Source organism: Flavobacterium azizsancarii (assembly GCF_027980145.1).
In the GTDB taxonomy this organism is placed as follows: Bacteria; Bacteroidota; Bacteroidia; order Flavobacteriales; family Flavobacteriaceae; genus Flavobacterium; species Flavobacterium azizsancarii.
In genome coordinates this window covers 16,702-41,376 of the sequence record NZ_JAMZNK010000047.1, presented here as the reverse complement: position 1 = coordinate 41,376, position 24,675 = coordinate 16,702, and the positions used below count along the sequence as shown (strand labels likewise).

Below are 24,675 nucleotides of genomic sequence, written 5' to 3'. Positions count from 1 at the left end.
ATAAAACGAAAAACGCTTATAACGGATATTTTTAAATCCTGTTATAAGCGTTTTTTATTGTCTAAAAAATAAACCTGATCAAAAATAAGGGATGTTTTTCAGTGCCCTCGTAAATTATGATCAGACTTTTTTTATGTCATTTGGTAGTACTCGTTTCATTTATCAAACGTACAGATTTGTTGTAAAAAAGTTTTATTAAAAGCACCTCTACAAGCGAAGTATGTTTTTTGTGATCGCATTCGTACCACCAATAAGATGAATATTGAATGTTATTTTTCTCCATTCGAACCATCCATACTTTTTCATTATTTCTCTTAATCATTTTTGATTCAATAATTTTATAGCCAGTTCCTGTCCAGCAAACTAAAGGATTGTGAGATGGAGTTTTAATATAAATAAGCTTTTCCGGAGTTACGATTTTATAAACTTCATTATTAACCCATATTCTATCTTTGGTGTTGTATTCAGGATTTAGATTCTCAAGTAAATCATGTTTAATCTCTTTTTTAATCTCTACACTCGTTACGAATAGTATTAAGAACCCTATTATAATTGGAATAAAAGTAAATTGGGCAAGATTTGTATGTACAATTTCTTCCTTTTTAGGTTTTAAGTAACGAATGAAAAACAACATTGGCACGATCTGATAAAATGCAAAGCAAAGCAAACCTATTGTATGATGCAGCGTATTTTCCTCGGTACAATTAAATAGAATTAATGTTATGATTCTAAAGTAATTCGAAATAATATTTAATCCGATCACAAGACAGCAAAAAAGGAAAATCTGTTTTACGTTGTAGTACTTTTGTTGTTTTCGTTCTTCTAATGTTAGTAAAAAAGCCCCAACAAGCAAACCTGTTTTGAACATAGATAATCCCATGCATGCAGTGTCGACTGTAATTTTTGCATTATTGATGTAGAAATTCACGCCTTCTATTTTAGTAATCGGAATGAAATTTTTTAAGGTTAAATAAACAACATAACAAAGAGACTGTTTGATTTCTACAGTCAAATAATCGAAAAAAGTATTAAAAAGCGACGAGAATAATAGAATACAGATAAAAGCAATGAATGAAAATTTTTGAGTAAAACTATAATAGATGAAACATGCTAAAAGTGCCAAAGCTAAAAAATGCAAAGATTTAGTGTGCAAACGATAGCTTATAAATTCTAATAGAAAAATGAGACCCCAAAGAGGGTAGTTCATATTAAATGAAGTTTTTCTACCCCCGATAAGAAATAATACTATAGAAAATACAATTCCAAAAAGATTGCTGTCAAGACCTGATATAACTATATTCGAGTTTATAACCAATAAGCAAATCAGAGTCAATAGCACAATTGCTTTTTTATATTTAAGTAGTAGCTTCATTAAATCGCTTTCTTTTTGTTTTTTGCATAATAAATGAAAAGCATTGTTGATCCAAGAATGATTAATAACCATTCATGAGGTTCAGGAACTGATCCGTCATTGTTGATAGAAGCATTTCCTAAAGTATCTACGTTTTTCTCAATTCCATTGTTTTTATAATCATCATCAGTTTCAAGAACAATTAAAGATGAAATAGGGGTGACAATATTTGCGTCTTTTGCCAGTTCTACATATGAATTACTGGTTAATGTGTCGTTCTGGATTTTTACCTGTTCCTCAAGAACTTTTCCAAAAGCGTACATTCTGTAAATATGGTCCGGACCATTAATTTTTAAAGTATTGTTTTGAGGGTTTTGGGTAATAGAAATATTCGCCGGCTCAATATTGACACTATTGATGTCATTTTTAAATAAAACAAATTGATTCTCATTGATTAGTTGTAAAGTATTTTTTAGACTAGTCTGATAGTAATCTACATATTTTTGCTCCTTGGCAGTTTGCCAAAACGGATTGATATCAGATGATATATTAATTATCTTTAGGTTTTGCTGCTTAGTTTCGGTTCTTATTCTTCTTAAATAATTCGAGTCTTCAAGTTCTTCAAAATTGGCAGAAAAAGTTCCGCATTTTGTGATGATTAAGCTGTTTTGGGTAATTTTATAAAGAGGCAGTAAAGAATAATGGAGATCTTCAAATTCTAGTTCTATAGCCCTGAAATTATCATTATTGATTGCTTCTTTCTTTCCGTTTACAAAAACAAATACATTTTTTTTATTTAAGTTCACAAGAGATTCTATTTGTTTGGTAGTCCAGCTGCTGTTCAAATCCAATATGATTTCTACGGGTGCAAAAGGAATAACAGTTTTCTGGATGTCTTTTACTTCATAAACTTTGTTTTTCCACGTAAACGAACTTGATTGCAAAGGCTTGGTCAAAGGCATCAAAGCTTCCCAGTTGTCTAGGCCTTTTGATTGATTGATGTAAAAATCCTTTTTAAGTTCAAAATCTTTACTGGTCACGATTTTTGTATTTCCAACAGTCTGAATTCTTGAAATAGTTTCTGCATTTGAAATATTCGGGCCTTTTATAGAGAGACTTTGGTATTTCATTTCGTTATCTTCGACTTTTAGCGGAGTTGTAAAACCGCATTTAAATGTTCGTGGATTCTTTTGATTTATGGGGAAAACTCTAACAACAACTTTGTTTCCTTCTTTCCATTGCATTAATGATGGATCGCGGCTTTCTACACCAACAATTTGTTTGTATGCTTTATGAGCTTTTTCTTTAGTAGTCAAAACACCTTTCCTTTCAATTCCGTTAACCCATAACGAAAGAGATGTTGCAACAGAGCCTTCCGGTAGTTGAAAAGAATAAATGGCTTCCTGATCTCGCCATGAATCCTTAGAACATTCAATCTTCATTGTAATTTCGGTATAAGCCAAACGAGCTTCGGGATAAAGTTTTACATCTTCTTTGATCGTTTTGGTAAATAAATCTTCGCCGCTCCATAAGTGCTCCTCAGTTTCTAAACGTTTGTCAAAGTTTGATTTCAGGATATTTATTCTGTCATCGTTACTTAGATTAAGATCTTTACAAAATAAATAGGCAATAGAGATAAACGGATTGTGTGTTTTTTTATCATTGTATTGTTTGCTGCCAAATGAATTGAAACCTCCAAAAGAAAACAGATCGTGAAGCGGAATGTAGACGATGTCTTTTTTTAATAGAATTTCGTTAAAAAAATTAGGTTTTAAATGCTGTGAAATCGTAATGTAATTAGGAAGATCTGCATTTTGATCAAATGAATTTAGTCTCGCTGTTTGAGCTATTTTTCTGCTTTCAATACTTAATCCTATCGTAAAAACAGCTAAACTTATTAATATAAGTAAGAAGCCTGCACTAAAAGAAACAGCATATATTTTATTTCTGTTCAGGTATCGGGCAATTGTTGCTGTATGAATAATTAATACCAATGCAGGAACTAAACCGTAGAATCCTAATCCTAAGGCTATTATTCCGACAAAAGAAATTGGCATAACAGGAATTAAATATGCTGTGAAATATAAAATGATTCCAAATGACAAACCATTTATAAAAAACGGAATGGCAATATTGCGGCTTTCGTCTGAATTTCTGTAAATGAAAAAATTAGAAAGGCAGAAAGCAAGAGTTGCGAAATAAACCCAAATTGGCAGATCTTGAAAAACTGGGATAAAAATATTTAGGCAGAAACATCCAATAAACCAATTGAGGATTAAGAATGGGGTTAAGTGAATATAGGTCTCTTTTTTTCTAAGAATTATAAAAGAAAGACCAGCTCCGTAAACTAATTCAAAAATTAGACTCAGTATCGCAATTGAATCAAAATTGTGAAATCGTAATTCTTTAAAAAGAAGCGTGCCCATTAATAGAAGACTGCTAATAACAGTTACGATTAAGCTAATTACAACTTCAGGTTTTTGAGTGTAATATTCTAAAATTTCTAATTTGTATTTCATAGTTGTATTTATTTAAAAGTACTTTGAATTGCAAAGTTATAAGAAAAATTGAATTACACGTTTTTTATTTCATTTATTTGGCTGATGTAAAATTTTTAAAAATGCAGTCTAAGTTTTCTTTTAATTATGATGCAGCGAAGACGTACAATTAAAAACTATAACGTTGTAAATGCTAATTTAGAAAGGTTCTTAGTGAAAAACGGGATAAAATCTGACTTCGTTTGTAACATTAAATTTCGACTTTGTTAAAGAAAAGATTTTAAAATATCAATAATTTATTTTTTTAATGAAAAACTGATATTTTGATAAAAACAAGCAGTCAAAATCGTTTTTTAGCAATAATAATTTTTAAAAAGGCGACTTCTGTTATATTCTTTTTAATTCTCGGCTTTAATTTTTAAATTTGCGTACAAAAAAATAAAAATACCTATTTACTATGGCTTTTGATAATGAAATGAATATTTACAAAGATTATATTAAAGAAATTGAAGAGCGAAAAGAACAAGGACTTCATCCGAAACCAATTGATGGTGCGGAATTGTTAAGTGTAATCATCGCTCAGATTAAAGATTTAGATAACCAATATAGAGAAGACTCTATTAAACACTTTATCTACAATACTATACCAGGAACAACAAGTGCTGCCGGTGAGAAAGCTAAGTTTTTAAAGGAGATCATCCTTGGTGAGTCTGTAGTAAAAGAAATAACACCTGCTTTTGCTTTTGAATTATTGTCACACATGAAAGGCGGACCTTCTATTGAGGTACTTCTGGATTTAGCTCTTGGTGATAATGCGGCTATTGCAAAAGAAGCGGCAAATGTTCTTAAAACACAAGTTTACCTTTATGAGGCAGACACGGATCGTTTAAAGGAAGCATTTAAAAATGAGAACCCAATCGCTATCGAGATTATTAAAAGCTACGCACAAGCGGAGTTTTTTACTAAACTGCCGGATGTTGTAGAAGAAATTAAAGTAGTTACTTTTATTGCCGGAGAGGGTGATATTTCGACTGATTTACTATCTCCTGGTAACCAGGCTCACTCACGTTCTGACCGCGAACTTCATGGTCAGTGTATGATTACTCCTCAGGCACAACAAGAAATTAAGGCACTACAAGCACAACATCCTGATAAAAGTGTGATGTTGATTGCAGAAAAAGGAACTATGGGTGTAGGTTCATCCAGAATGTCAGGTGTAAACAACGTGGCACTTTGGACAGGTAAACAAGCAAGTCCATACATTCCATTTGTAAATATTGCTCCAATTGTTGGAGGTACAAACGGTATTTCTCCAATTTTCCTAACAACTGTTGACGTTACAGGTGGTATTGGTTTAGATCTTAAAAACTGGGTAAAAAAGCTTGACGCAGATGGTAACATTATTCGCAATGAAAATAATGAGCCAATTCTGGAAGAAGCATACTCTGTTGCTACCGGTACAGTACTTACAATAAATACTAAAACCAAGAAACTATATAATGGCGACAAAGAGCTAATTGACATTTCTAAGGCATTTACTCCTCAGAAAATGGAATTTATAAAAGCTGGTGGATCATACGCAATTGTATTTGGTAAAAAACTACAGACATTAGCAGCAAAAATTTTAGATATTGAGATTCCTCTTGTATTTGCTCCGTCAAAAGAGATTTCTTATGAGGGACAAGGTCTTACGGCAGTAGAAAAAATCTTCAACAGAAATGCTGTTGGTATACCTGCAGGTAAAGTGTTACACGCTGGATCAGATGTTCGTGTAGAAGTTAATATTGTGGGTTCTCAAGATACGACCGGTCTTATGACTGCTCAGGAATTAGAATCTATGGCAGCTACTGTAATTTCGCCAATCGTTGATGGTGCATATCAGTCTGGTTGTCATACAGCATCAGTATGGGATAAAAAAGCGCAGGCAAATATTCCAAAATTAATGAAATTTATGAACAACTTTGGTCTTATCACAGCTCGTGATCCTAAAGGTGTTTATCATGCAATGACAGATGTAATTCATAAAGTTTTAAATGATATTACAATAGATGAGTGGGCTATCATTATTGGTGGTGACTCGCATACAAGAATGTCTAAAGGTGTTGCGTTTGGTGCTGACTCAGGAACAGTTGCTCTTGCACTTGCTACGGGTGAAGCTTCAATGCCAATTCCGGAATCAGTGAAAGTTACGTTTGTAGGAGATATGAAAAGCTACATGGATTTCCGTGATGTAGTTCATGCTACACAATCTCAGATGCTTAAGAAATTTGGTGGAGAGAATGTATTCCAGGGTAGAATCATTGAGGTTCATCTTGGGACTCTTAATGCTGATCAGGCATTTACCTTTACAGACTGGACTGCAGAAATGAAAGCAAAAGCTTCTATCTGTATTTCTGAGGATGATACTCTAATTGAATCACTGGAGATTGCAAAAGGCAGAATCCAGATCATGATCGACAAAGGTATGGACAATGAAAAACAAGTTCTACAAGGCTTAATTAATAAAGCAGATAAGAGAATTACAGAGATTAAATCAGCTGAGAAACCAGCTTTAACTCCAGATGCAAATGCGAAGTATTATGCAGAAGTTGTTATTGACCTTGATCAGATTATAGAGCCAATGATTGCTGACCCGGATGTAAACAACGTTGATGTTTCTAAACGATATACTCACGATACTATCAGACCTCTTTCTTTTTATGGAGGAGTGAAAAAAGTAGATCTTGGATTTATTGGTTCTTGTATGGTTCACAAAGGAGATATGAAAATTTTGGCTCAAATGCTAAAAAACATAGAAGATCAACAAGGCAAAGTAGAGTTCAAAGCGCCGCTTGTAGTAGCGCCGCCTACTTATAACATTGTAGACGAACTTAAGGCAGAAGGTGACTGGGAAGTTTTGCAAAAATACTCTGGTTTCGAATTTAATGATAGTGCTCCTAAAGGTGCAGCACGTACAGAATATGAAAATATGTTGTACTTAGAGCGTCCGGGATGTAACCTTTGTATGGGGAACCAGGAAAAAGCAGCAAAAGGAGATACAGTAATGGCAACATCTACACGTCTTTTCCAGGGAAGAGTTGTAGAAGACTCTGATGGTAAAAAAGGAGAGTCATTACTTTCATCAACACCAGTTGTAGTTTTGTCGACAATCCTTGGAAGAACTCCAACATTAGAGGAATATACAACTGCAGTAGAAGGTATCAATCTGACTAAGTTTGCGCCATCTAACAAACAGTTAGTAATGTAATCATATGATTAGTTAATGATAATTGAAAAGCCCGAGTCACAAACTCGGGCTTTTTCTTTTCTAGCTCCTCAATTTTTTGTAACTTGTGATGATCAAATAAAAAAAACAAAAACAATTATAACTTATGGCTTTTGATATTGAAATGATTAAAAAAGTGTATGACAACATGCCAGGTCGTGTTGATAAAGCACGAGAAATTGTTGGTCGTCCACTTACTTTAACAGAGAAAATTTTGTACAATCACCTTTGGGATGGAAATCCAACCAAGGCGTTTGGAAGAGGAGTAGATTATGTTGATTTTGCTCCGGACCGTGTAGCGTGTCAGGATGCAACAGCTCAAATGGCATTGTTGCAATTTATGCACGCCGGAAAATCTAAAGTTGCAGTTCCTACAACGGTACACTGTGATCACTTGATTCAGGCAAAAGTTGATGCTGCAACAGATTTGGCAAGGGCAAAAACACAAAGTAATGAAGTTTTCGATTTCTTATCGTCAGTTTCTAATAAATATGGAATTGGTTTCTGGAAGCCAGGAGCAGGAATTATTCATCAGGTAGTACTTGAAAATTATGCTTTCCCGGGCGGAATGATGATTGGTACCGATTCTCACACTGTAAATGCAGGTGGTTTAGGAATGGTCGCTATTGGTGTTGGTGGAGCTGATGCTGTAGACGTTATGTCCGGTATGGCTTGGGAACTTAAATTCCCTAAATTAATTGGAGTAAAACTAACTGGTAAATTATCCGGTTGGACAGCTCCTAAAGATGTTATCCTTAAAGTTGCCGGTATTCTTACTGTAAAAGGTGGTACAGGTGCAATCGTTGAATATTTTGGTGAAGGCGCAACTTCGATGTCTTGTACCGGTAAAGGTACTATTTGTAATATGGGTGCTGAAATTGGAGCTACAACTTCAACTTTTGGTTATGATGATTCAATGAGTCGTTACCTGCGTTCTACAAACAGAGCAGATGTTGCAGATGCTGCAGATAAAGTAGCTTCTTACCTAACAGGAGATCCGGAAGTTTATGCTAATCCGGAACAATATTTTGATCAGGTTATCGAAATTAACTTAACTGAATTAGAGCCACACTTAAACGGTCCTTTTACACCGGATTTAGCTACTCCGATTTCTAAAATGAAAGAAGCAGCGATCAAAAACAACTGGCCATTGCAAATTCAGGTAGGTTTAATAGGTTCTTGTACCAACTCTTCTTACGAAGATATTGCTCGCGCAGCTTCTTTGGCAAGACAAGTAAGTGCTAAAAACTTAAAAACTAAATCTCAGTTTACAATTACTCCGGGTTCAGAAGTAGTTCGTTATACAATCGAAAGAGATGGATTTATTGATACTTTCGAAAAAATTGGTGCTACCGTTTTTGCAAATGCCTGCGGACCATGTATTGGTATGTGGGACAGAGAAGGAGCAGAAAAAGAAGAGAGAAACACAATTGTTCACTCATTCAACCGTAACTTCTCAAAACGTGCAGATGGTAACCCAAATACTTTAGCTTTCGTAGGTTCTCCAGAATTGGTAACTGCTATGGCAATTGCGGGTGATTTAGGTTTTAACCCATTAACAGACACTCTTATCAATGAAGATGGAGAAGAAGTAATGTTAGAAGCTCCAACAGGAGATGAACTGCCTCCAAGAGGATTTGATGTTAAAGATCCGGGCTTCCAGGTTCCGGCTGAAGATGGTTCCGGAGTTCAGGTTGTCGTAAGTCCAACATCTGAACGTTTGCAATTATTAGCTCCGTTTGATCCTTGGGATGGTAAAAATATCACAGGTGCTAAACTGTTAATCAAAGCCTTCGGTAAATGTACAACAGATCACATTTCTATGGCTGGACCATGGTTACGTTTCCGCGGACACTTAGATAATATTTCTAACAATATGCTAATTGGTGCAGTAAATGCATTCAACCAAAAAACAAATTCAGTTAAAAATCAATTAACGGGTACTTACGATGCGGTTCCTGCTGTTGCTCGTGCATACAAAGCAGCCGGAGTACCATCTATTGTTGTGGGCGATCACAATTATGGTGAAGGTTCTTCACGTGAGCATGCTGCTATGGAGCCACGCTTCTTAGGAGTTAAAGCAGTATTAGTGAAATCTTTTGCACGTATCCATGAAACAAACCTTAAAAAACAAGGTCTTTTAGGATTAACATTCGCTAATGAAGCTGATTATGATAAGATTCAGGAAGATGATACAATTAACTTCGTTGATTTGGTAGATTTTGCTCCCGGAAAACCATTAACGATAGAATTCGTTCATGCTAATGGTACTAAAGATATTATCTTAGCTAACCATACTTACAACGCCGGTCAAATTGGCTGGTTTGTTGCAGGCTCAGCATTAAACTTAATTGCTGCCGGTAAAGCTTAATCTTTAAGATTTTAATATACAAAGAAAACGCTCTGTGAAAACAGAGCGTTTCTTATTTAGAGCAGGTTCTCGACAACTTTGGTATTTGCTTTATTAAAAAAAGATATTTTTTTATCGTTTTTTGGTTTAAAAGTTGGTTTTGGTAATAAAAAGAGGAAGTAGTTATAATATTCTTATTTCTAAGTTGTTGGCTCTGTTTTTATTTCGAGAATGTTAATTTGAACAAAATTAGATGTTAAAAAAGGTGTGTTTTTTACTTTAAAAAGTTAAATTCGCTTTTTAGGTAATATATTCACTTTTTTCGAGTTTAAATATTGTCTCAACTTAAAAGAGTATTCATTAAACTTTAATAGGTATGGTTTTTAGATTAATTATAGTGTTGTTTTTTTTTAGCGTTGGTGTCTTTTCTCAGGAGAAATTTATCAAGCACAAAATATCAAATGGAGAAAACCTTACTGTAATTGCTAAAAAATATGGTGTTAAAACAAAGGATATTGAAGATGCTAATCCAAATGCACCTAAAGTTCTAAAATTAAATTCGGTTCTGTTAATCCCGAATACCAATAAAAAAGCTACTACAAAAAAAAATGAAATTGTTGCTAAAACAACTCCTGCAATAATTTCAAATTCAGGTTTGCACGAAGTACAAGAGAGAGAAAGTCTTTGGGCGATTTCAAAAAAATATAATATCTCTGTTGATGATTTAAAAAAAGCAAATCCATCATTGGAAAGTGAAGGTTTGAAAATAGGACAGAAACTTAATATTCCGTCTAATGCTATTGTTTCAACTGAAAAAACAAAGAAAAATCCGCAAACAGAAAAACCAGAGCTAATTGCTTCAACAGATGTTGAGGTTAAAGTGAAGCCAAAGGAAACAAAATACCTTATTGCTAAAAAATACGGAATAACAGTCGCAGAACTGGAAAGACAAAATCCCTCTATTAAAAAGAAACTTCCTGTAGGGTATGTTTTAAAAATTAGAACTTCAAAAGAAAAAGCAGATCAGCAAATACAGGATATTGCTGTTGGATCTGAAACCCAGATTGCTGAAAATACTGTTTTGACATCAGAAAATATAATTAAAAATGATGAAGCAAAACCGGAAATTATACCTGCACAAAATGTAGATGTAGTTGTTGAGGTACAGCCAAGAGAAACTAAATATGCTATTGCTAAAAAATACGGATTAACGGTTGCAGAATTGGAGCGCCAAAATCCATCTATTAAAGGGAAATTGCCAGTAGGCTTTTTGTTGAAAATTAATGCTTTAAAAGAAAAAGCAGATGCAGCAGGATCAGTAATCACTCCGGATGTTAATGAAAATTCATCAACAACTACACAGGTTGCTGATAATTCTGATTTCAAGAAAGACACAACTTCAGTTTTTCATGTAAGCAATCATTCAGAATTAGTTAATCAATTGATTGATAATGCAACAGAAAATATTGGAACCCGTTACAGATCGGGCGGCACCACAAAAGCTGGTTTCGATTGTTCCGGATTAATGATTTGTACTTTTAATAATTTTGATATCAAATTACCAAGAAGTTCGATTGAGCAATCCCGCGTTGGTACTAAAGTGGGGACAGAAGAAGCTCAAAAAGGAGATTTGATTTTCTTTAAAACAAACGGCAGACGCCATATCAATCATGTGGGAATGGTTGTAGAAGTAGTTGATGGTGAAATTAAATTTGTGCACTCCTCAACTCATGGCGGTGTTATAATTTCATCTACAAAAGAACCTTATTACCAAAGAAGTTTTTCGCAAGTAAATCGTGTTTTACAATAGTCTTATTCCTTTAAATTAGCCTTGTTTTTAAACTCATCAATTTGGAATGGTTTATTTAAAAAACCGTTTACATAATTGATTTTCTTTATTCTTAGAATTTCATCAGAATCTAAAGTTGATGAAAGCACATATATTTGAGTTTCTTTTTTAATCTCATCATTAAGTTTGTCAAACTCATTCAAAAATTCAAATCCATTCATTATTGGCATCTGAATATCTAATAAAATGACTAACGGTAACTGCTTCTGATTTCTATTAATCCATTCCAGACCTTCTCTTCCATTATTAGCAATTGAAATTTGATCAATATTAAGTACTTTCTTAAATAATTGTTTTATAATCAGCTGATCAATCAAATTGTCTTCAATTAATAAGAATGTAGTGTTAGATTCCATGTGGTTTTGGGATTGTTACAGTAAACTTACTTCCAATAGTACTTTCTGAGCATACAGAGATATTTCCTTTAATGTTCTCTACAGCTTCTTTAACAATATAAAGTCCTAATCCTGATCCTTTGTTTTTATTGGTTCCAAAGTACATTTCGAAAATAGAGTCTTTGAATTCATCGCTAATTCCAATTCCGTTATCAGTAATTTCAATTTTATAGTCATCAGCGGCATACGTTTTTATGGTAATAAACATTTCCTCTTTGCTAGTATCTGCATACTTTATTGCATTAGAAATTAAATTGCTAATGATAATCTTTAAACGAAATCCATCGCTCTGAATTTGATCGACAAGTAATTCTTGTGTAAAAGTAATTTTGTTTGCATTTTCAATATGCATTAATTGAGAAATTGCCTCATCAAATAATTCACTTAAATTAACAGGTTCAATTATTACCTGCTTGCGCTTGTTTTTAGAATAGTCAATGATGTCGTTGAGAAATTGATCTTGTTTGGCAAGACTTTGATACATCAAACGCAGGTAATCTTTTATTTGGTCAATATCATCTTCCAGTTGTGTAATTTCGATCAAGCCCTTTAATGAAGTTATTGGTGATCTTAAATCGTGGGATGCACTATAAACAAACCGATCTAATTCGCGATTCACGACTATAAGATCTTCATTTTTAATTTCAATTTCTTTTTTAGAAGCAAGAAGTCTTTTTACCATTATCGAATAGTAAGAGCAGACACTTAAAATAATAATTAAGATAAAAATAATATTAGCAATGATTAACAGGCTCTTGATTTTTCTTGTTCCTTCTCCCAGAGTATTTGAGAAATTACGTTCATTGATAGTTAGTTTATCACTAATGTTGCTAATTTGAGAAAGAAATTCCTGCTGATCAGTTGTTGTTAATACATTATACTTGATTTTAGCATTAATTTGTGTTCCAATAATAAAAAGTTCATCTATTAAATTATCGCCTTCTTCCCATTCGTGAATGGCTTTTGCTAAAAACGATATGTTTTTAAAATTTACAAATAGCCAAACAATATCATCTATGTCATCTTTATGATTGCGACCAGTAATAAAGCCTTGTCTTGCTACCTGATTGTCTCCAACCGCTAAAAGTGTTTTGCGGGCAATGCCATCGCCCTGAGGAACTTTTAATTCTTCAGTATATAATTTCCATTGATCAGGTTCTTTTGTATACAGATAGGTTATAAGATGGCGCGAAGCATCTTTTTGGCCTTTAGAATAATGAGATTCGCCATTGACATAAGCTCTGTTGGCCGATAATATTTTTATGGTAAAAAAGTTGATACAAATTAGTAAAGCGCAGGAAATGAAGACAATTATTAAAAGAATAAAAACATTCGAAAGACGAAAATTTTTTAAAAACTGACCTTTGGGCATAATTTTCGGATTTGTAGGTTTAAGATTCTAATTTTCTGCCTTGTAAAGTCTTTTTTTGTTTAATTATTCAATATTGATAATCGTTGAGGTTCAATTATTCTGCGAATAAAAAATAAACAATTGTTAATGAGATTTTTGGTATTTATGACTGTTATCACTTCTCTCAAATTTAATAAAAAAAGAATCTTGTTTTACAAATGATCTATTTTTTCTTGTTAAATTTCGTTTTTATTAAGGTGATGTATCTAAGGGGGTTATTTTTAATGCTTTATATTTTTTGTTTTTTAAGAAAATGTGATTAATTTATTCCTAGCAGCCATATGCGATCATTAAAGTTTTGCAAGTTAAGATCTAAAGTATAATAGGTTCTTAATTTGTCTTTTAGTTTAATAGACAAAAAAGCTACAGTTTTAATATAATTTTAAATTGGTGCATATCAAAATTCTCCAATAAACATTTTATTAGTTTCGTTTTGGAAAAGATTAATGATATTGCTATTTTTGATTAAATAGAAAACTTTGAGTTATAAATAGCTTTACTTAAGTTCATGCCAAAAATGTCCACAACCATTTTTGCATTCTGTATTTCTTCTTTCAGTGTCTGTTATTTTAAAAATCCAAAGTAACGAAGTTATTATTTTTTTATATTCATTTTCAGGAAGTTCTGCCAATCTATAAAAAGAAATTCGTGTTGGGAATCTTTTTAGAAGTACAATTGGAGTATAAGTAGGTTTTAAAGGAATTGTCTTTATAGCGTTTTGATAAGTTTCTGTATTGTAATGTGTTTTCTCAGGAATAGCGTTGAATATATAATTTGTCAAAGTTGTAAAAAGCCTTCTGAAATTGTATTCAGGATCTTCTAATAAAAGTTGTAAGCCAGGATCAAAATCTATTTTGTCCTGCGCAATCTTGTTAATTATTTCTTCTTGTTGGGACATTATATACATAAAATAATATTTCGATTTTGTCTAAATTGTTGTCTTACACAAGTGACATTTTATTAATGCTAAAATATAAAAAGATCTATTTAAGTTGTTTAAAAGCTAGAATTCTTATTGACCCCTTTTATATTCTTGAATATCCTTAGAACCGTCATTAAAAGTTTGAATTATAGAGAGTTTATTATTTTTTTCGATAAAAGTGATTTTTTCATCATATTGTGAATCCCTCCATCTTCCATCTATATTTGACCAAATAATTTTAGTTCCATCAAATTTTATTTTATAATCGAATTTCTTTTTATCTGATTTTCTAATATACGATATATAATATAAATTCCCTTTTTTGATTGCAGAAATTATTTTCGGTTGCTGTCCCATAATAGATGCCATAGCATATCTGGCAATATCTTCATAAGTAAAAGTCTTTAAGGCAATTTCTTCGATTTTGTTTGCTTTTTGAATTTGATCTTCGATGATGATTTCTTTTCCTTCATTTTGTATGTAACTGAGAATAAGAATTAAAAGTGGGATTATTAATTTCATTTTTTTTGATTTAATTAGGAATGTCTTTTTTGTTTATCTTCTTTTGGGAGAACTTCGTGTGTGTGGTGCAACATAAGTCCCGTTTTTTCTTGTATAGCCCTTTACGTGAACAGTTCCTCCAGACGAAGTTCTTGTTGAGGATTTAGTATAATTACTATTAGAAGAGTTGTCGCTGCTTGAAGTGCTGGAAAAGAATGTATGGCTATATGCAGGATTTATGACCCAACCTTTAAATTTTCTCCATTTTACTTTTCTTTCTTTTTTATCGCTTCTATTAATATATGCACCAGATCCTTCTGGAATTATAGTAACTGATTCTTTTCCATTTTTAGAAGTGAAAATAGGAGTGTCTTCGTTGATATTTACGGAATAATAATTCGTAGCACAAGAGTTGAGAATAAGCTAATAGTCTTCATTATTTGATTTTAAGATGTTTCTAGTCTTATTAGAGTAATACTTGTATTAGGTGTCAAATTTAAACAGATGAAAAAGTATTATTTTATGGAAATCCGTAAACGTAATTGTGATCATTTATACGCAACTTGGAATTTGAAGCTTCACGATTTGGAATTTCAGAAAAAAGTATATCTTTAACTAACCCAAAAAACCAAAACCATGCAGGAAAAAGACCAGGAACATTTTAAAAGAGAACTCGGATTATTAGACGGTACCATGCTGGTAGTTGGTTCTATGATCGGATCGGGTATATTTATCGTGAGTGCCGATATCGCCAGACAAGTAGGTTCAGCCGGATGGCTAACGCTAATTTGGCTTATCTCCGGATTGATTACTATTATTGCCGCTGTGAGTTATGGTGAGCTGAGTGCGATGTTCCCAAAAGCTGGCGGACAATATGTTTACCTTAAGGAAGCTTACAATAAATTGATTGCCTTTTTGTATGGCTGGAGTTTTTTTGCTGTAATTCAGACTGGGACTATTGCCGCAGTTGGAGTAGCTTTCTCAAAGTTCGCGGCTTATTTGTATATACCGTTAAGCGATGAAAATATTCTATACGAATTGGGTTCTTTTAAACTTAATGCAGCGCAGATTGTTTCGATTTTAACGATTGTTTTACTAACTTTTATTAACAGTCGCGGTGTCAAAAACGGAAAAATTCTACAAACAGTTCTTACAATTATCAAAATTTTATCATTGCTGGGTTTAATTATTTTTGGATTAACATTGGCAGCAAAAGCTTCGGTATGGGACGCTAACTGGGCAGATGCCTGGACAACACGCTCGTTTAATAAAGATACAGGATCGTGGCTGCCTATTAGCGGAACAGCTTTGATTAGCGGAATTTCGGCTGCTATGGTTGGATCATTATTCTCTAGTGATGCGTGGAACGGTGTAACATTTATTGCGGGAGAAATTAAAAACCCGAAACGTAACGTTGGTTTCAGTTTGTTTTTAGGAACTTTTATTGTAACAATTATTTATGTACTGACCAATTTAATGTATTTGGCGGTGATTCCGTTAGACGAAATTGCAACAGCAAAATCTGATAGAGTAGCGGTGGTGGCCTCTCAATATATTTTTGGTAATATAGGTACGTTGATTATCGCTATTATGATTATGATTTCGACTTTTGCCTGTAACAACGGATTAATTATGGCAGGAGCCAGAGTTTATTATACAATGGCAACTGATGGATTGTTCTTTAAAAAAGCAGCTGTCTTAAACAAATCGAGTGTTCCGGCTTGGGCTTTGTGGGCGCAATGCATCTGGGCTTCGGCTTTGTGTCTGACTGGGAAATATGGTGATTTATTAGATTTCGTAATTATCATCGTTTTGATTTTTTACATACTAACTATCTATGGAATTTTCATTTTACGTAAAAAAATGCCTGATGTAGAAAGACCTTACAGAGCATTTGGATATCCATTTTTGCCATTATTGTATATTGTGATTGCAAGTGCAATTTGTATTTCGCTATTAATTACAAAATTTTCAACATGTGGATGGGGAGTTTTTATTATGTTAACCGGAATTCCAGTATACTACTTAACAAAACCAAAAGAGTAAAAGTTTATTTCAGGTTTAAAGTTTCAGGTTAGATTTAGTTTGTGGTATTGCCCACAGGTTTTACGGATTTATACAGGTCTTATTTTTTACTTTGAGTAAGTTCAGAATATAAATGCCTTGTTTTTAGCAAGGCATTTTTTGTGTCTTAATTTTGAGTAATAAAAAATCAGCGTAAATCCGTTTAATCCGTAAAACCTGTGGGCAAAAAAAACACTACCAATCTGCAAAAGCAAAAAATGTAGTGTCTTTTAATTTAAATAATCTAATGAATTAGTAGTGGCAATTACGCCATTTCAGTTTCAAGAGAAGATTTTATAGATGAATTAATAATAGACAAAGTCAATGGATCTGATTCTCCGGAGAAGAATGCTTCTAATACTTCCTGAAATATAGGATTTGTATTTTCTACTAAAGAAAATAACGTCATAGAAGAGCGTAGTTTACGTGCATCTAAATCTCCTAAAATTCCATCTGCTGATTTTCTTCTAAAAGTCAAAAATAGCTCAGAAATTTCGATAAGATGTTTTCCTAAAATGGGATGTTCCAGGAACTCGGTTGCTTCTTTGAGATCGTTAATGGCATAATAATTTGCAGTATCGCTTTTGCCCAATCCTTTAATCTGAGGAAAAATAAACCACATCCAGTGAGTCTCTTTTTTTCCTTTTTTGATTTCAGAAAAAGCAGTAAGATAAAGTTTGTTTTGCGCATCTAAGAAACGCAATAAATCATTGTTTGAGTGAGCCATTGTGGTAATATATAGGTAAAAAAAGGTTGCAAAAGTAGTAAAAAAGATAGGTTCTGCCTAATAAAAGGTTCATGTACTGAGTATTTTAACTTTTAGAGGAGGAATTTTCCTCGTCGTTTTTGAACTTAAAAAAACTCATTTTGAGTGATTTAGAATCATTCACTTCGTTTAGTTCTTCTAAATGTTAAATTGATTCTTGGCAATACATTTTTGGCTGTTTTAGGAACCTGATGCTGCCAAAAACTATTAGTTGTTCCTGCCATTAATAGAAATGACCCGTGATGTAAAGGAATCTCTATCTGGGGAATTTCTTTTCGAAATTTATGGCGAAGTCGGAACATTCTGGTCTCCCCAAAAGTTACCGAAGCAATAATGGGGTTTGGCCCTGAATTATGTTCTTTGTCGCTGTGCCACGAAATACCATCATTGCCGTCTCGATATAAATTGAGCAACAGACTGTTAAAATCAAGCTGAGTTTCTTTCTCAACCCTGCCTCTAATAGTCAACAGTTCGTAAGTCCAGTTAGGTCCGTTTTGATCTGCTCCAACATTATCTTTATCTTCATACCAGGAAATCATTCGCGGAGCTGTAACGATTTTATCATACATTTCCATTTCATATTCTCTCCATTTAGTTTGATGAAGCAGTTTTTCATAAAAACGATCAGATTCTTCTTTAGTAAAGAAATTATCGATCAAAATAAGTTCTGCATCAGGCAGGTCAAATACTTTTCTTCCTGTTAAACCTGTGGCAAATAATTCAGTATCGCTAAATAGTGTCATTGTTCAATTATTTTGTGTCAATTTCAATCCATACCGGCGCATGGTCACTTGTTTTTTCCCAGCCCCGCACATAGCGGTCAACTCCCCCGGAAACCAATTTTTTTACTAATTCAGAACTAAGTAAAAAATGATCGATTCTAAGACCCGCATCTCTTTGATAGGCATTTCTAAAATAATCCCAAAAAGTGTAAATTTTCTCGTCAGGATATAACTTCCGAATTGCATCTGTCCAGCCTTGTGCCACAATAGCTGCAAAAGCTTTTCGCACTTCAGGTAGAAAAAGTGCGTCGTTTACCCATTTTTCAGGTTTATAAACATCCATTTCTGTTGGCATGACATTATAATCTCCAACCAATATTACCGGAGTTTTTAAACTTAATAAAGTTGCTGCACGATCAGTCAGGCGTTGAAACCATTTTAGTTTATATTCTAATTTAGGGCTCGGAGCAGGATTTCCGTTTGGAAGATAAAGGCATGCTATCACAATGCCATTGATCAAAGCCTCGATATAACGGCTTTGTATATCTTCATCATCACCCGGAAGAACGCGTGTTATTTCTTCAATTTCCATATTAAGAGCCAGAATAGCAACACCATTCCATTGCTTTTGTCCGTGCCAAATAGCATTATATCCTGCATCATTAATCGCTTTAAACGGAAATTTATCCTGTGGTGCTTTTAGTTCCTGCAGACAAACAATATCCGGCTTAGCTTCTTCAAGCCATTTTAATAATACATTTAACCGTCCGTTGACCCCGTTTACGTTATAAGTTGCTATTTTCATAGTAGATTTAATTAGTTGTATCATTAAATTTACAGCTTTTTGCGCCTTTATATTTACACAAATTCATGTTTTTATTTTAGAAACTGTTTGTTAAAGAATACTTTACGCGGATTTTTTTCGGCATAAGCAAAAATCAATTGCTCGATGTATTGATTACTTTTATAAGGTGTAGCATAATTTTTTACTTCTAGCAGATCTGTAATCGCAACATCTAAAGGAATATATCCCATACCATAAAAATGACCATTCTCGATCCAGATACAGCTTCGTTCGTGTGATGTTCTTCCTTTTTCTATAATCGCAAAAGTAGGCCTGTTGTTTAATAAAAAATCAATAGCATTGTCGACTTGCTCATTATGGTGCGAAACATCCGGCAAGTCTTTTATATCATTATTTTGAAATAATTCTCCGTCTTCAGGCCTTAGATATTTACAAAATCTATAATCAATTTCAAATTGTTCTGTCAGACTCCGCAATATATTTGTCCCTTCATTTATACTGCTGAAATGCTCAATGCACGACTGAAATTTATTGAGTTTCCCAAGTGCGAGATATTTGTATCCGTTGCGGGCTTCATATTGATACAATCCAAATTTTGGTTCAAACCGTTTTAATGCTCTATTATAGGTTGGCCATAGATGCTTGATTTCTGTACATTCTAACAAGAGCGCCATTAATTCGTTGCCACAGACTTCAAAAGAAATGGAATGTATATCCCTTAAAAAATGCTGTCTTTGCGGATTGATCTTATGACCGCTAAAGTGAGAAGCCACGCGTTTTTTTAGATTAATTGCTTTCCCTACATAAATTACTTTTTTTACCTCATTATAAAAATAATATACGCCCGGTTTTTCCGGTAAGTTATTAAAATCTTCAGGAGGTAAATTAGGAGGTAAACGCTGATCTTGTGATGTGTTTTTGATCATTTTTTCGATATGGCCTTCATCATCCCATTCGAGTAATCGTGAAAATAATATTGCAGTCGCATCTGCATCGCCGCCGGCACGATGCTGATTCTCTAAAGGTATGTCGAGCGAAATGCAAAGTTTACCTAAACTATACGATGCAAAACCAGGTCTGATTTTTCTTGCTGCGCGAACAGTACATAATTTTCTTGCGGTCCATTTAAAACCTGCTTGCTCAAGTTGATGGCGAACGAAAGAATAATCGAAGTTGACATTATGTGCCACAAAAACACGATCTGTAAGCATTTCTAAAACTTTATCTGAAATGTCATCGAAGATTGGTGCATTACGAACCATTTCATTATTAATTCCTGTTAAGGCAAAAATCGAAATAGGTATTTCTTTTTCCGGATTAACAAGCGTTTCATAGCGATCAATCACGTTTTCTCCGTCATGAATGATAATGGCAATTTCGGTAATGCGGCTGCCACTGGCGTTTCCACCGGTGGTTTCAATATCTACTATGGCATATTCTTGCTTTTTCATCTTATTTATATAACGTAAAACTGATTCTTATTCTTGTCAAATTTTCAATTATGTTTTTTGAAATTTCATTCGGTGTCTGGGTAAATTAATTTCATGTGCCTGCGGATAAGGTTCCCGATGCGTAGGACTTACGTCTTCCTTGATCATTCGTTGTGTTTTGTATTGATCTTTAGCATCCATATAACGAGGATCAGGAATAAAAGGCATTTTGGCCATTTTAGTCATCGTGATAGTCGGAAAATGATAATCAACTTCGACAGTTCCCAATAAAAGATAACAACCGCCACCTTCAAAAGGAAATTTTGCCAGACAATCAGGAAAATGTGCCGTGTCAAAATAAGTACCTTCATGATCAATCCAAGTCCCAAAATACATGTTTCCTTTTTTAGTAGGAACTTGTTTTCTTGAGATTAGATACGCCAGCATTCGAACTTGTTTTTTATGATGAACCACTAAATCTTTAGCCATAATATCGCCGCGATGTTTGGTTTGCAAAAGGTCAAAAACAGTACAAGAAACAGGAAAACTCAGTAATTCAATTTCATCAAAAGCATCTTCATATAAAGAACGTTCTAGAGTTGGGAGCTTATATTCTTTAACAGGTTCCTGTAAAAGCATCAAACTTCTGTTTTCGGGTTTGAAATTGTTTAAAAGTAAACTGGCAACAACCAAAAGCTGATTTTTGGTTTTTCCTGTAAAGCGAAAAGCATCTATAAAAATCAAAATTTTTATGCTTTCAATCCCAATTGGAATACGATTGATAAAATCCTCCAAAGAAAGAAAGTCACCGTTTTTCTCCCGATCCGATTCAATTAAATGAGCCGTTTTCGATTCTAGACTCTGCAAATGCATAAAACCGAGATAAATATCAGTTCCGTAAACTGTAGTTTGATATTCGCTTTTATTGACACATGGATTAAGAATTGTAGCACCAGACATACGTGCTTCGTGTACATACACTTCGGTTCTGTAAAAGCCGCCCTGATTGTTGATAACCGCGGTCATAAATTCTACAGGATAATTAACTTTTAAGTACAAACTTTGATAGCTCTCTACAGCATATGAAGCCGAGTGTGCTTTGCAAAAGGAATATCCTGCAAAAGATTCGATCTGGCGGTAAATTTCCAGACTCAGACCTTCAGGATGTCCTTTTTGGGCACAACTGGCAAAGAAATTATCTTTTACTTTTTGAAGTGCTTCGAGAGAACGTCCTTTTCCTGACATGGCGCGACGCAGAATATCGCCATCAGCAGCCGGAAGACCGCCATAATGTTGAGCAATTTTAATAACATCTTCCTGATAGACCATAATACCATAGGTTTCACCAAGATGTTCCTTAAAAACTTCATGAAAATATTGAAACTGATCCGGAAAATTATGACGAAAAATATACTCTTTCATCATTCCGGATTGTGCCACGCCGGGACGAATAATAGAAGATGCAGCAACCAGAATTTTATAATTATCGCAATTAAGCCGGCGCAATAATCCACGCATGGCCGGACTTTCGATATAGAAACAACCAATGGTTTTGCCTTGTGCCAGATAAACATTGCATACAGCTTCATCTTTAGAGATCGAAGTATCCCGAATGTTCACTTTAATTCCTCGGTTTTTCTCGATTAGTTTTACGCTGTCATCAATATGACCAATTCCACGCTGACTTAAAATATCAAATTTTTCAAAACCAATTTCTTCGGCAATATGCATATCAAAAAGCACGATAGGAAAACCTTTTGGAGGCATTTCAAGAGGTGTATAATTGGTAAGAGGTTCTTCAGAAATAATGATTCCGCAAGCGTGCATACTACGCTGATTAGGATATTTATTCATCATCATACTGTATTCCTGAACCAACTTTACGATAGAATTTGTTTCGTGTAATGCCATGGGATTTTTTGCCAGCATGTCCAGTTCTTCTTTTGGAAGACCAAATACTTTTCCGACTTCCCTAAAAATTGACCGGTGTTTGAATTCGACATTCGTGCCGCAAAAAGCCACATGATTGCGACCATATTTACCAAAGATATATTCTAAAATAGTATTGCGTTCTTTCCAGCTCCAATCGATATCAAAATCAGGTGGACTTTTTCTGTTTAAATTCAAAAAACGTTCAAAATATAAATCCAGTTCCAGCGGACAGATGTCGGTAATTCCTAAACAATAGGCAATAATACTATTAGCACCGCTGCCCCGGCCAATGTGCATAAAACCCTGGCTGTTGCTATACTGAATGATATCCCAGGTAATTAAAAAATAACCGCTGAATTCTAATTCATCGATTACTTTAAGCTCTTTTTCAATGCGGGCTTTTGCCAAAGTATGGTTTTTACCATATCGCCAAATCAAACCTTCCTCAGCCAATTGAGTGAGTTTTGCAATATCAGTCTGACGATTTTTAGTGTAAAATTTCTTATTCTTTGGAGATTTAAAATCATATTCGAAATGACATGAATCTATTATTAGCTGCGTGTTCGCTATAATTTCAGGATAACTTTCATAATAAGGTAAAAGATCTTCTAAAACCAACATTTTTTCAGAAGTTCTGCAGTAATCAGATTCAGTTAGCTTCGATAATATGATGTTGGTATCAATCGCTCGTAGAATTTTATGCAGATTAAATTCTCTTTTGTTTGTAAAAGTTACAGATTGAAGAATTACCATTTTGGAAATTCTATTTTTAAATTCTAAAGTAAAAAGCTTGGAAATTTCCTCAGGTCGCATTCCGATAAATTCATTTTCACGAAGTATTTTCGGAGCATTTTCTAAAGTATAAATTACAAAAACCGAATCAAATTCCGGAGCAATTACAGGTAAAGGTTCTCCACTAAAATTATGTTCCGTTAAAAAGCGATTCATTTCCCCTAATCCTTCAGCGTTTTTAGCCAGACCAATATATCTAAATTGATGATTACATCGAAACTCCATTCCCACAAGAGGTTTAATTCCAACTTTATCACAGGCTCTTATAAAATCATAAATTCCGGTTACAGTATTAATATCCGTAAGTGCCATAGCTTTTACACCGTAAGAAACGCCCTGCTCGATAAGTTTATCAAGAGGAATCGTGCCATAGCGAAGCGAATGAAAAGAATGACAATTGAGATACATGATTTATTTGATACGTTTTAAAATTTCATCTTTAGTATTTGGTTTAAAAGAAGCACCGGCACAACGCATTACAGCATCAAAACCATAACGGCTTTTCATTTTGTCCATCGCTGCATAAAGCGATAACATTTCCTGAGTATCCTCAAAAAGATCAATTTGATATGTTCCGCGAACCAATCCGCTAAAGCGAATACCAATCAAACGTAATCGCATACGACGCTGATACACTTTATCAAATAACTCCATTACATTTTTGGTCAGTATATGATCTGCTGATGTATAAGCGATTTTGCATTGTTTGGTTTCAGTATCAAAATTGGCATAACGTATTTTTACCGTGATGGTTGAAGTTAGCCATTGTTCTGATCGAAGTTGATAAGCTAATTTTTCGACCATTCCAACCAATATCGATTTTAGCATGATAATGTCTATTGTGTCCTGAGAAAAAGTATGTTCTGTAGAAATAGATTTTCTTTCGGTATATGGTTCCACGGGCGTGTTGTCAATTCCGTTCGCTTTTTTCCAGATATCCAAACCGTTTTTACCAATCATTTGCTGTAAAACTTCGGGAGGCATTTCAGATAAAGTCTGAATTTTACGAACGCCAATTCGTGATAAAAGCTGAAAAGTGACATTGCCAACCATAGGGATTTTCTGGATCGATAACGGATTTAAAAAGGCTTGTACATTTCCTTGCGGAATTTCCAGATTTCCTTTTGGTTTGCCTTCGCCGGTTGCAATTTTAGAAACCGTTTTATTAACAGATAAGGAGAAACTAATGGGTAATCCGGTTTCTTTAATAACCGATTGTGCCAATTCATCTGTCCATTTATAACTCCCATGAAATTTATCCATACCGGTAATATCGAGATAAAATTCATCGATACTGGCTTTCTCCATTATCGGTGCTTTTTCCTGAATAACCTGCGTAACATCATGTGACAATCGAGAATATAATTCCATATCACCTTTCATTATTTTGGCTTGCGGGCAAAGTTTCATCGCCATATGAATAGGCATTGCAGAACGTACTCCAAAATAACGTGCTTCGTATGAACAAGAAGCGACAACACCACGATCACCACCACCAATGATAAGCGGAATACCTCTTAATTCTGAGTTGGTTAGTCTTTCGCAGGATACAAAAAAAGTATCCAAATCCATGTGTACAATTGCCCTTGTCATCTCCTTGTTTTTGTATGAAACAAAATTAG

The 24,675-nt window shown here is 34.0% G+C and carries 16 protein-coding genes; 4 read left to right on the top strand and 12 right to left on the bottom strand.

Translation table 11 applies throughout. The features are described from left to right. Window positions 1–136: 136 nt before the first annotated feature. Entirely contained in the window at window positions 137–1,372 is a 1,236-nt protein-coding gene (gene xrtN / locus NJT12_RS20550) for an exosortase N (RefSeq protein ID WP_271337841.1), read from the bottom strand. Next, a complete protein-coding gene (locus tag NJT12_RS20545; protein WP_271337840.1) occupies window positions 1,372–3,870 on the bottom strand; it encodes an XrtN system VIT domain-containing protein in 2,499 nt (832 codons plus the stop codon). The genes xrtN and NJT12_RS20545 overlap by 1 nt, the downstream gene beginning before the upstream one ends. A 454-nt stretch (window positions 3,871–4,324) precedes the next feature. Between NJT12_RS20545 and NJT12_RS20540 the strand changes: the two genes are divergently transcribed. From NJT12_RS20540 to NJT12_RS20530, 3 genes are all read left to right on the top strand, one after another. Further along, window positions 4,325–7,096 (top strand): bifunctional aconitate hydratase 2/2-methylisocitrate dehydratase, encoded by a 2,772-nt coding sequence (locus NJT12_RS20540; RefSeq protein WP_271337843.1) that lies wholly within the window; start codon window positions 4,325–4,327, stop codon window positions 7,094–7,096. A gap of 124 nt (window positions 7,097–7,220) precedes the next feature. Continuing rightward, entirely contained in the window at window positions 7,221–9,485 is a 2,265-nt protein-coding gene (locus tag NJT12_RS20535; RefSeq protein WP_271337839.1) for an aconitate hydratase, read from the top strand. Between the two features lie 355 nt (window positions 9,486–9,840). After that, window positions 9,841–11,274, top strand: a complete 1,434-nt coding sequence (locus NJT12_RS20530) for a peptidoglycan endopeptidase (protein WP_271337836.1) — start codon at window positions 9,841–9,843, stop codon at window positions 11,272–11,274. A gap of 2 nt (window positions 11,275–11,276) precedes the next feature. On the opposite strand, the gene NJT12_RS20525 is transcribed toward NJT12_RS20530, so the two are convergent. The 4 genes from NJT12_RS20525 to NJT12_RS20510 form a co-directional block, all read right to left on the bottom strand. Next, window positions 11,277–11,669, bottom strand: coding sequence for a response regulator (locus NJT12_RS20525; protein ID WP_271337835.1), 393 nt, complete (start codon window positions 11,667–11,669; stop codon window positions 11,277–11,279). Further along, on the bottom strand, window positions 11,659–13,080 hold the full coding sequence (locus tag NJT12_RS20520) for a sensor histidine kinase (RefSeq protein ID WP_271337833.1): 1,422 nt from the start codon (window positions 13,078–13,080) through the stop codon (window positions 11,659–11,661). The genes NJT12_RS20525 and NJT12_RS20520 overlap by 11 nt, the downstream gene beginning before the upstream one ends. A 535-nt stretch (window positions 13,081–13,615) precedes the next feature. Continuing rightward, a complete protein-coding gene (locus NJT12_RS20515) occupies window positions 13,616–14,026 on the bottom strand; it encodes a DUF5958 family protein (protein WP_271337831.1) in 411 nt (136 codons plus the stop codon). 105 nt (window positions 14,027–14,131) lie between these two features. Next, window positions 14,132–14,563: a hypothetical protein gene (locus NJT12_RS20510; protein ID WP_271337829.1), complete on the bottom strand. Its 432-nt coding sequence runs from the start codon at window positions 14,561–14,563 to the stop codon at window positions 14,132–14,134. Between the two features lie 615 nt (window positions 14,564–15,178). Between NJT12_RS20510 and NJT12_RS20505 the strand changes: the two genes are divergently transcribed. Beyond that, window positions 15,179–16,588 (top strand): APC family permease, encoded by a 1,410-nt coding sequence (locus NJT12_RS20505; protein ID WP_271337828.1) that lies wholly within the window; start codon window positions 15,179–15,181, stop codon window positions 16,586–16,588. A 283-nt stretch (window positions 16,589–16,871) separates the two neighbouring features. Here the strand turns inward: NJT12_RS20505 and NJT12_RS20500 are convergent, their stop codons facing one another. From NJT12_RS20500 to dinB, 6 genes are all read right to left on the bottom strand, one after another. Beyond that, the gene (locus tag NJT12_RS20500; protein WP_271337826.1) at window positions 16,872–17,333 is read right to left on the bottom strand and encodes a DUF1810 domain-containing protein; all 462 of its coding nucleotides are present in this window, start codon (window positions 17,331–17,333) and stop codon (window positions 16,872–16,874) included. Window positions 17,334–17,488: 155 nt separating this feature from the next. Further along, on the bottom strand, window positions 17,489–18,115 hold the full coding sequence (locus NJT12_RS20495) for an alpha-ketoglutarate-dependent dioxygenase AlkB family protein (protein ID WP_271337824.1): 627 nt from the start codon (window positions 18,113–18,115) through the stop codon (window positions 17,489–17,491). A gap of 7 nt (window positions 18,116–18,122) precedes the next feature. Further along, window positions 18,123–18,923, bottom strand: coding sequence for an exodeoxyribonuclease III (xth, locus tag NJT12_RS20490; RefSeq protein WP_271337822.1), 801 nt, complete (start codon window positions 18,921–18,923; stop codon window positions 18,123–18,125). A 47-nt stretch (window positions 18,924–18,970) separates the two neighbouring features. Further along, window positions 18,971–20,350, bottom strand: a complete 1,380-nt coding sequence (locus NJT12_RS20485; RefSeq protein ID WP_271337821.1) for an exonuclease domain-containing protein — start codon at window positions 20,348–20,350, stop codon at window positions 18,971–18,973. 48 nt (window positions 20,351–20,398) lie between these two features. Continuing rightward, window positions 20,399–23,461, bottom strand: coding sequence for a DNA polymerase III subunit alpha (locus NJT12_RS20480; protein WP_271337819.1), 3,063 nt, complete (start codon window positions 23,459–23,461; stop codon window positions 20,399–20,401). Between the two features lie 3 nt (window positions 23,462–23,464). Continuing rightward, the gene (gene dinB, locus NJT12_RS20475; RefSeq protein ID WP_271337817.1) at window positions 23,465–24,646 is read right to left on the bottom strand and encodes a DNA polymerase IV; all 1,182 of its coding nucleotides are present in this window, start codon (window positions 24,644–24,646) and stop codon (window positions 23,465–23,467) included. Window positions 24,647–24,675 lie beyond the last annotated feature (29 nt).

What these genes read in the sequence shown, in the direction of transcription:
- NJT12_RS20525 (WP_271337835.1), bottom strand. Translation starts at nt 11,669, where the DNA reads ATGGAATCTAACACTACATTCTTATTAATTGAAGACAATTTGATTGAT.
- xth (WP_271337822.1), bottom strand. Translation starts at nt 18,923, where the DNA reads ATGATACAACTAATTAAATCTACTATGAAAATAGCAACTTATAACGTA.
- NJT12_RS20495 (WP_271337824.1), bottom strand. Translation starts at nt 18,115, where the DNA reads ATGACACTATTTAGCGATACTGAATTATTTGCCACAGGTTTAACAGGA.
- NJT12_RS20515 (WP_271337831.1), bottom strand. Translation starts at nt 14,026, where the DNA reads ATGTATATAATGTCCCAACAAGAAGAAATAATTAACAAGATTGCGCAG.
- NJT12_RS20510 (WP_271337829.1), bottom strand. Translation starts at nt 14,563, where the DNA reads ATGAAATTAATAATCCCACTTTTAATTCTTATTCTCAGTTACATACAA.
- NJT12_RS20540 (WP_271337843.1), top strand. Translation starts at nt 4,325, where the DNA reads ATGAATATTTACAAAGATTATATTAAAGAAATTGAAGAGCGAAAAGAA.
- NJT12_RS20505 (WP_271337828.1), top strand. Translation starts at nt 15,179, where the DNA reads ATGCAGGAAAAAGACCAGGAACATTTTAAAAGAGAACTCGGATTATTA.
- NJT12_RS20500 (WP_271337826.1), bottom strand. Translation starts at nt 17,333, where the DNA reads ATGGCTCACTCAAACAATGATTTATTGCGTTTCTTAGATGCGCAAAAC.
- NJT12_RS20535 (WP_271337839.1), top strand. Translation starts at nt 7,221, where the DNA reads ATGGCTTTTGATATTGAAATGATTAAAAAAGTGTATGACAACATGCCA.
- NJT12_RS20485 (WP_271337821.1), bottom strand. Translation starts at nt 20,350, where the DNA reads ATGAAAAAGCAAGAATATGCCATAGTAGATATTGAAACCACCGGTGGA.
- dinB (WP_271337817.1), bottom strand. Translation starts at nt 24,646, where the DNA reads ATGACAAGGGCAATTGTACACATGGATTTGGATACTTTTTTTGTATCC.
- NJT12_RS20520 (WP_271337833.1), bottom strand. Translation starts at nt 13,080, where the DNA reads ATGCCCAAAGGTCAGTTTTTAAAAAATTTTCGTCTTTCGAATGTTTTT.
- xrtN (WP_271337841.1), bottom strand. Translation starts at nt 1,372, where the DNA reads ATGAAGCTACTACTTAAATATAAAAAAGCAATTGTGCTATTGACTCTG.
- NJT12_RS20530 (WP_271337836.1), top strand. Translation starts at nt 9,841, where the DNA reads ATGGTTTTTAGATTAATTATAGTGTTGTTTTTTTTTAGCGTTGGTGTC.
- NJT12_RS20480 (WP_271337819.1), bottom strand. Translation starts at nt 23,461, where the DNA reads ATGTATCTCAATTGTCATTCTTTTCATTCGCTTCGCTATGGCACGATT.
- NJT12_RS20545 (WP_271337840.1), bottom strand. Translation starts at nt 3,870, where the DNA reads ATGAAATACAAATTAGAAATTTTAGAATATTACACTCAAAAACCTGAA.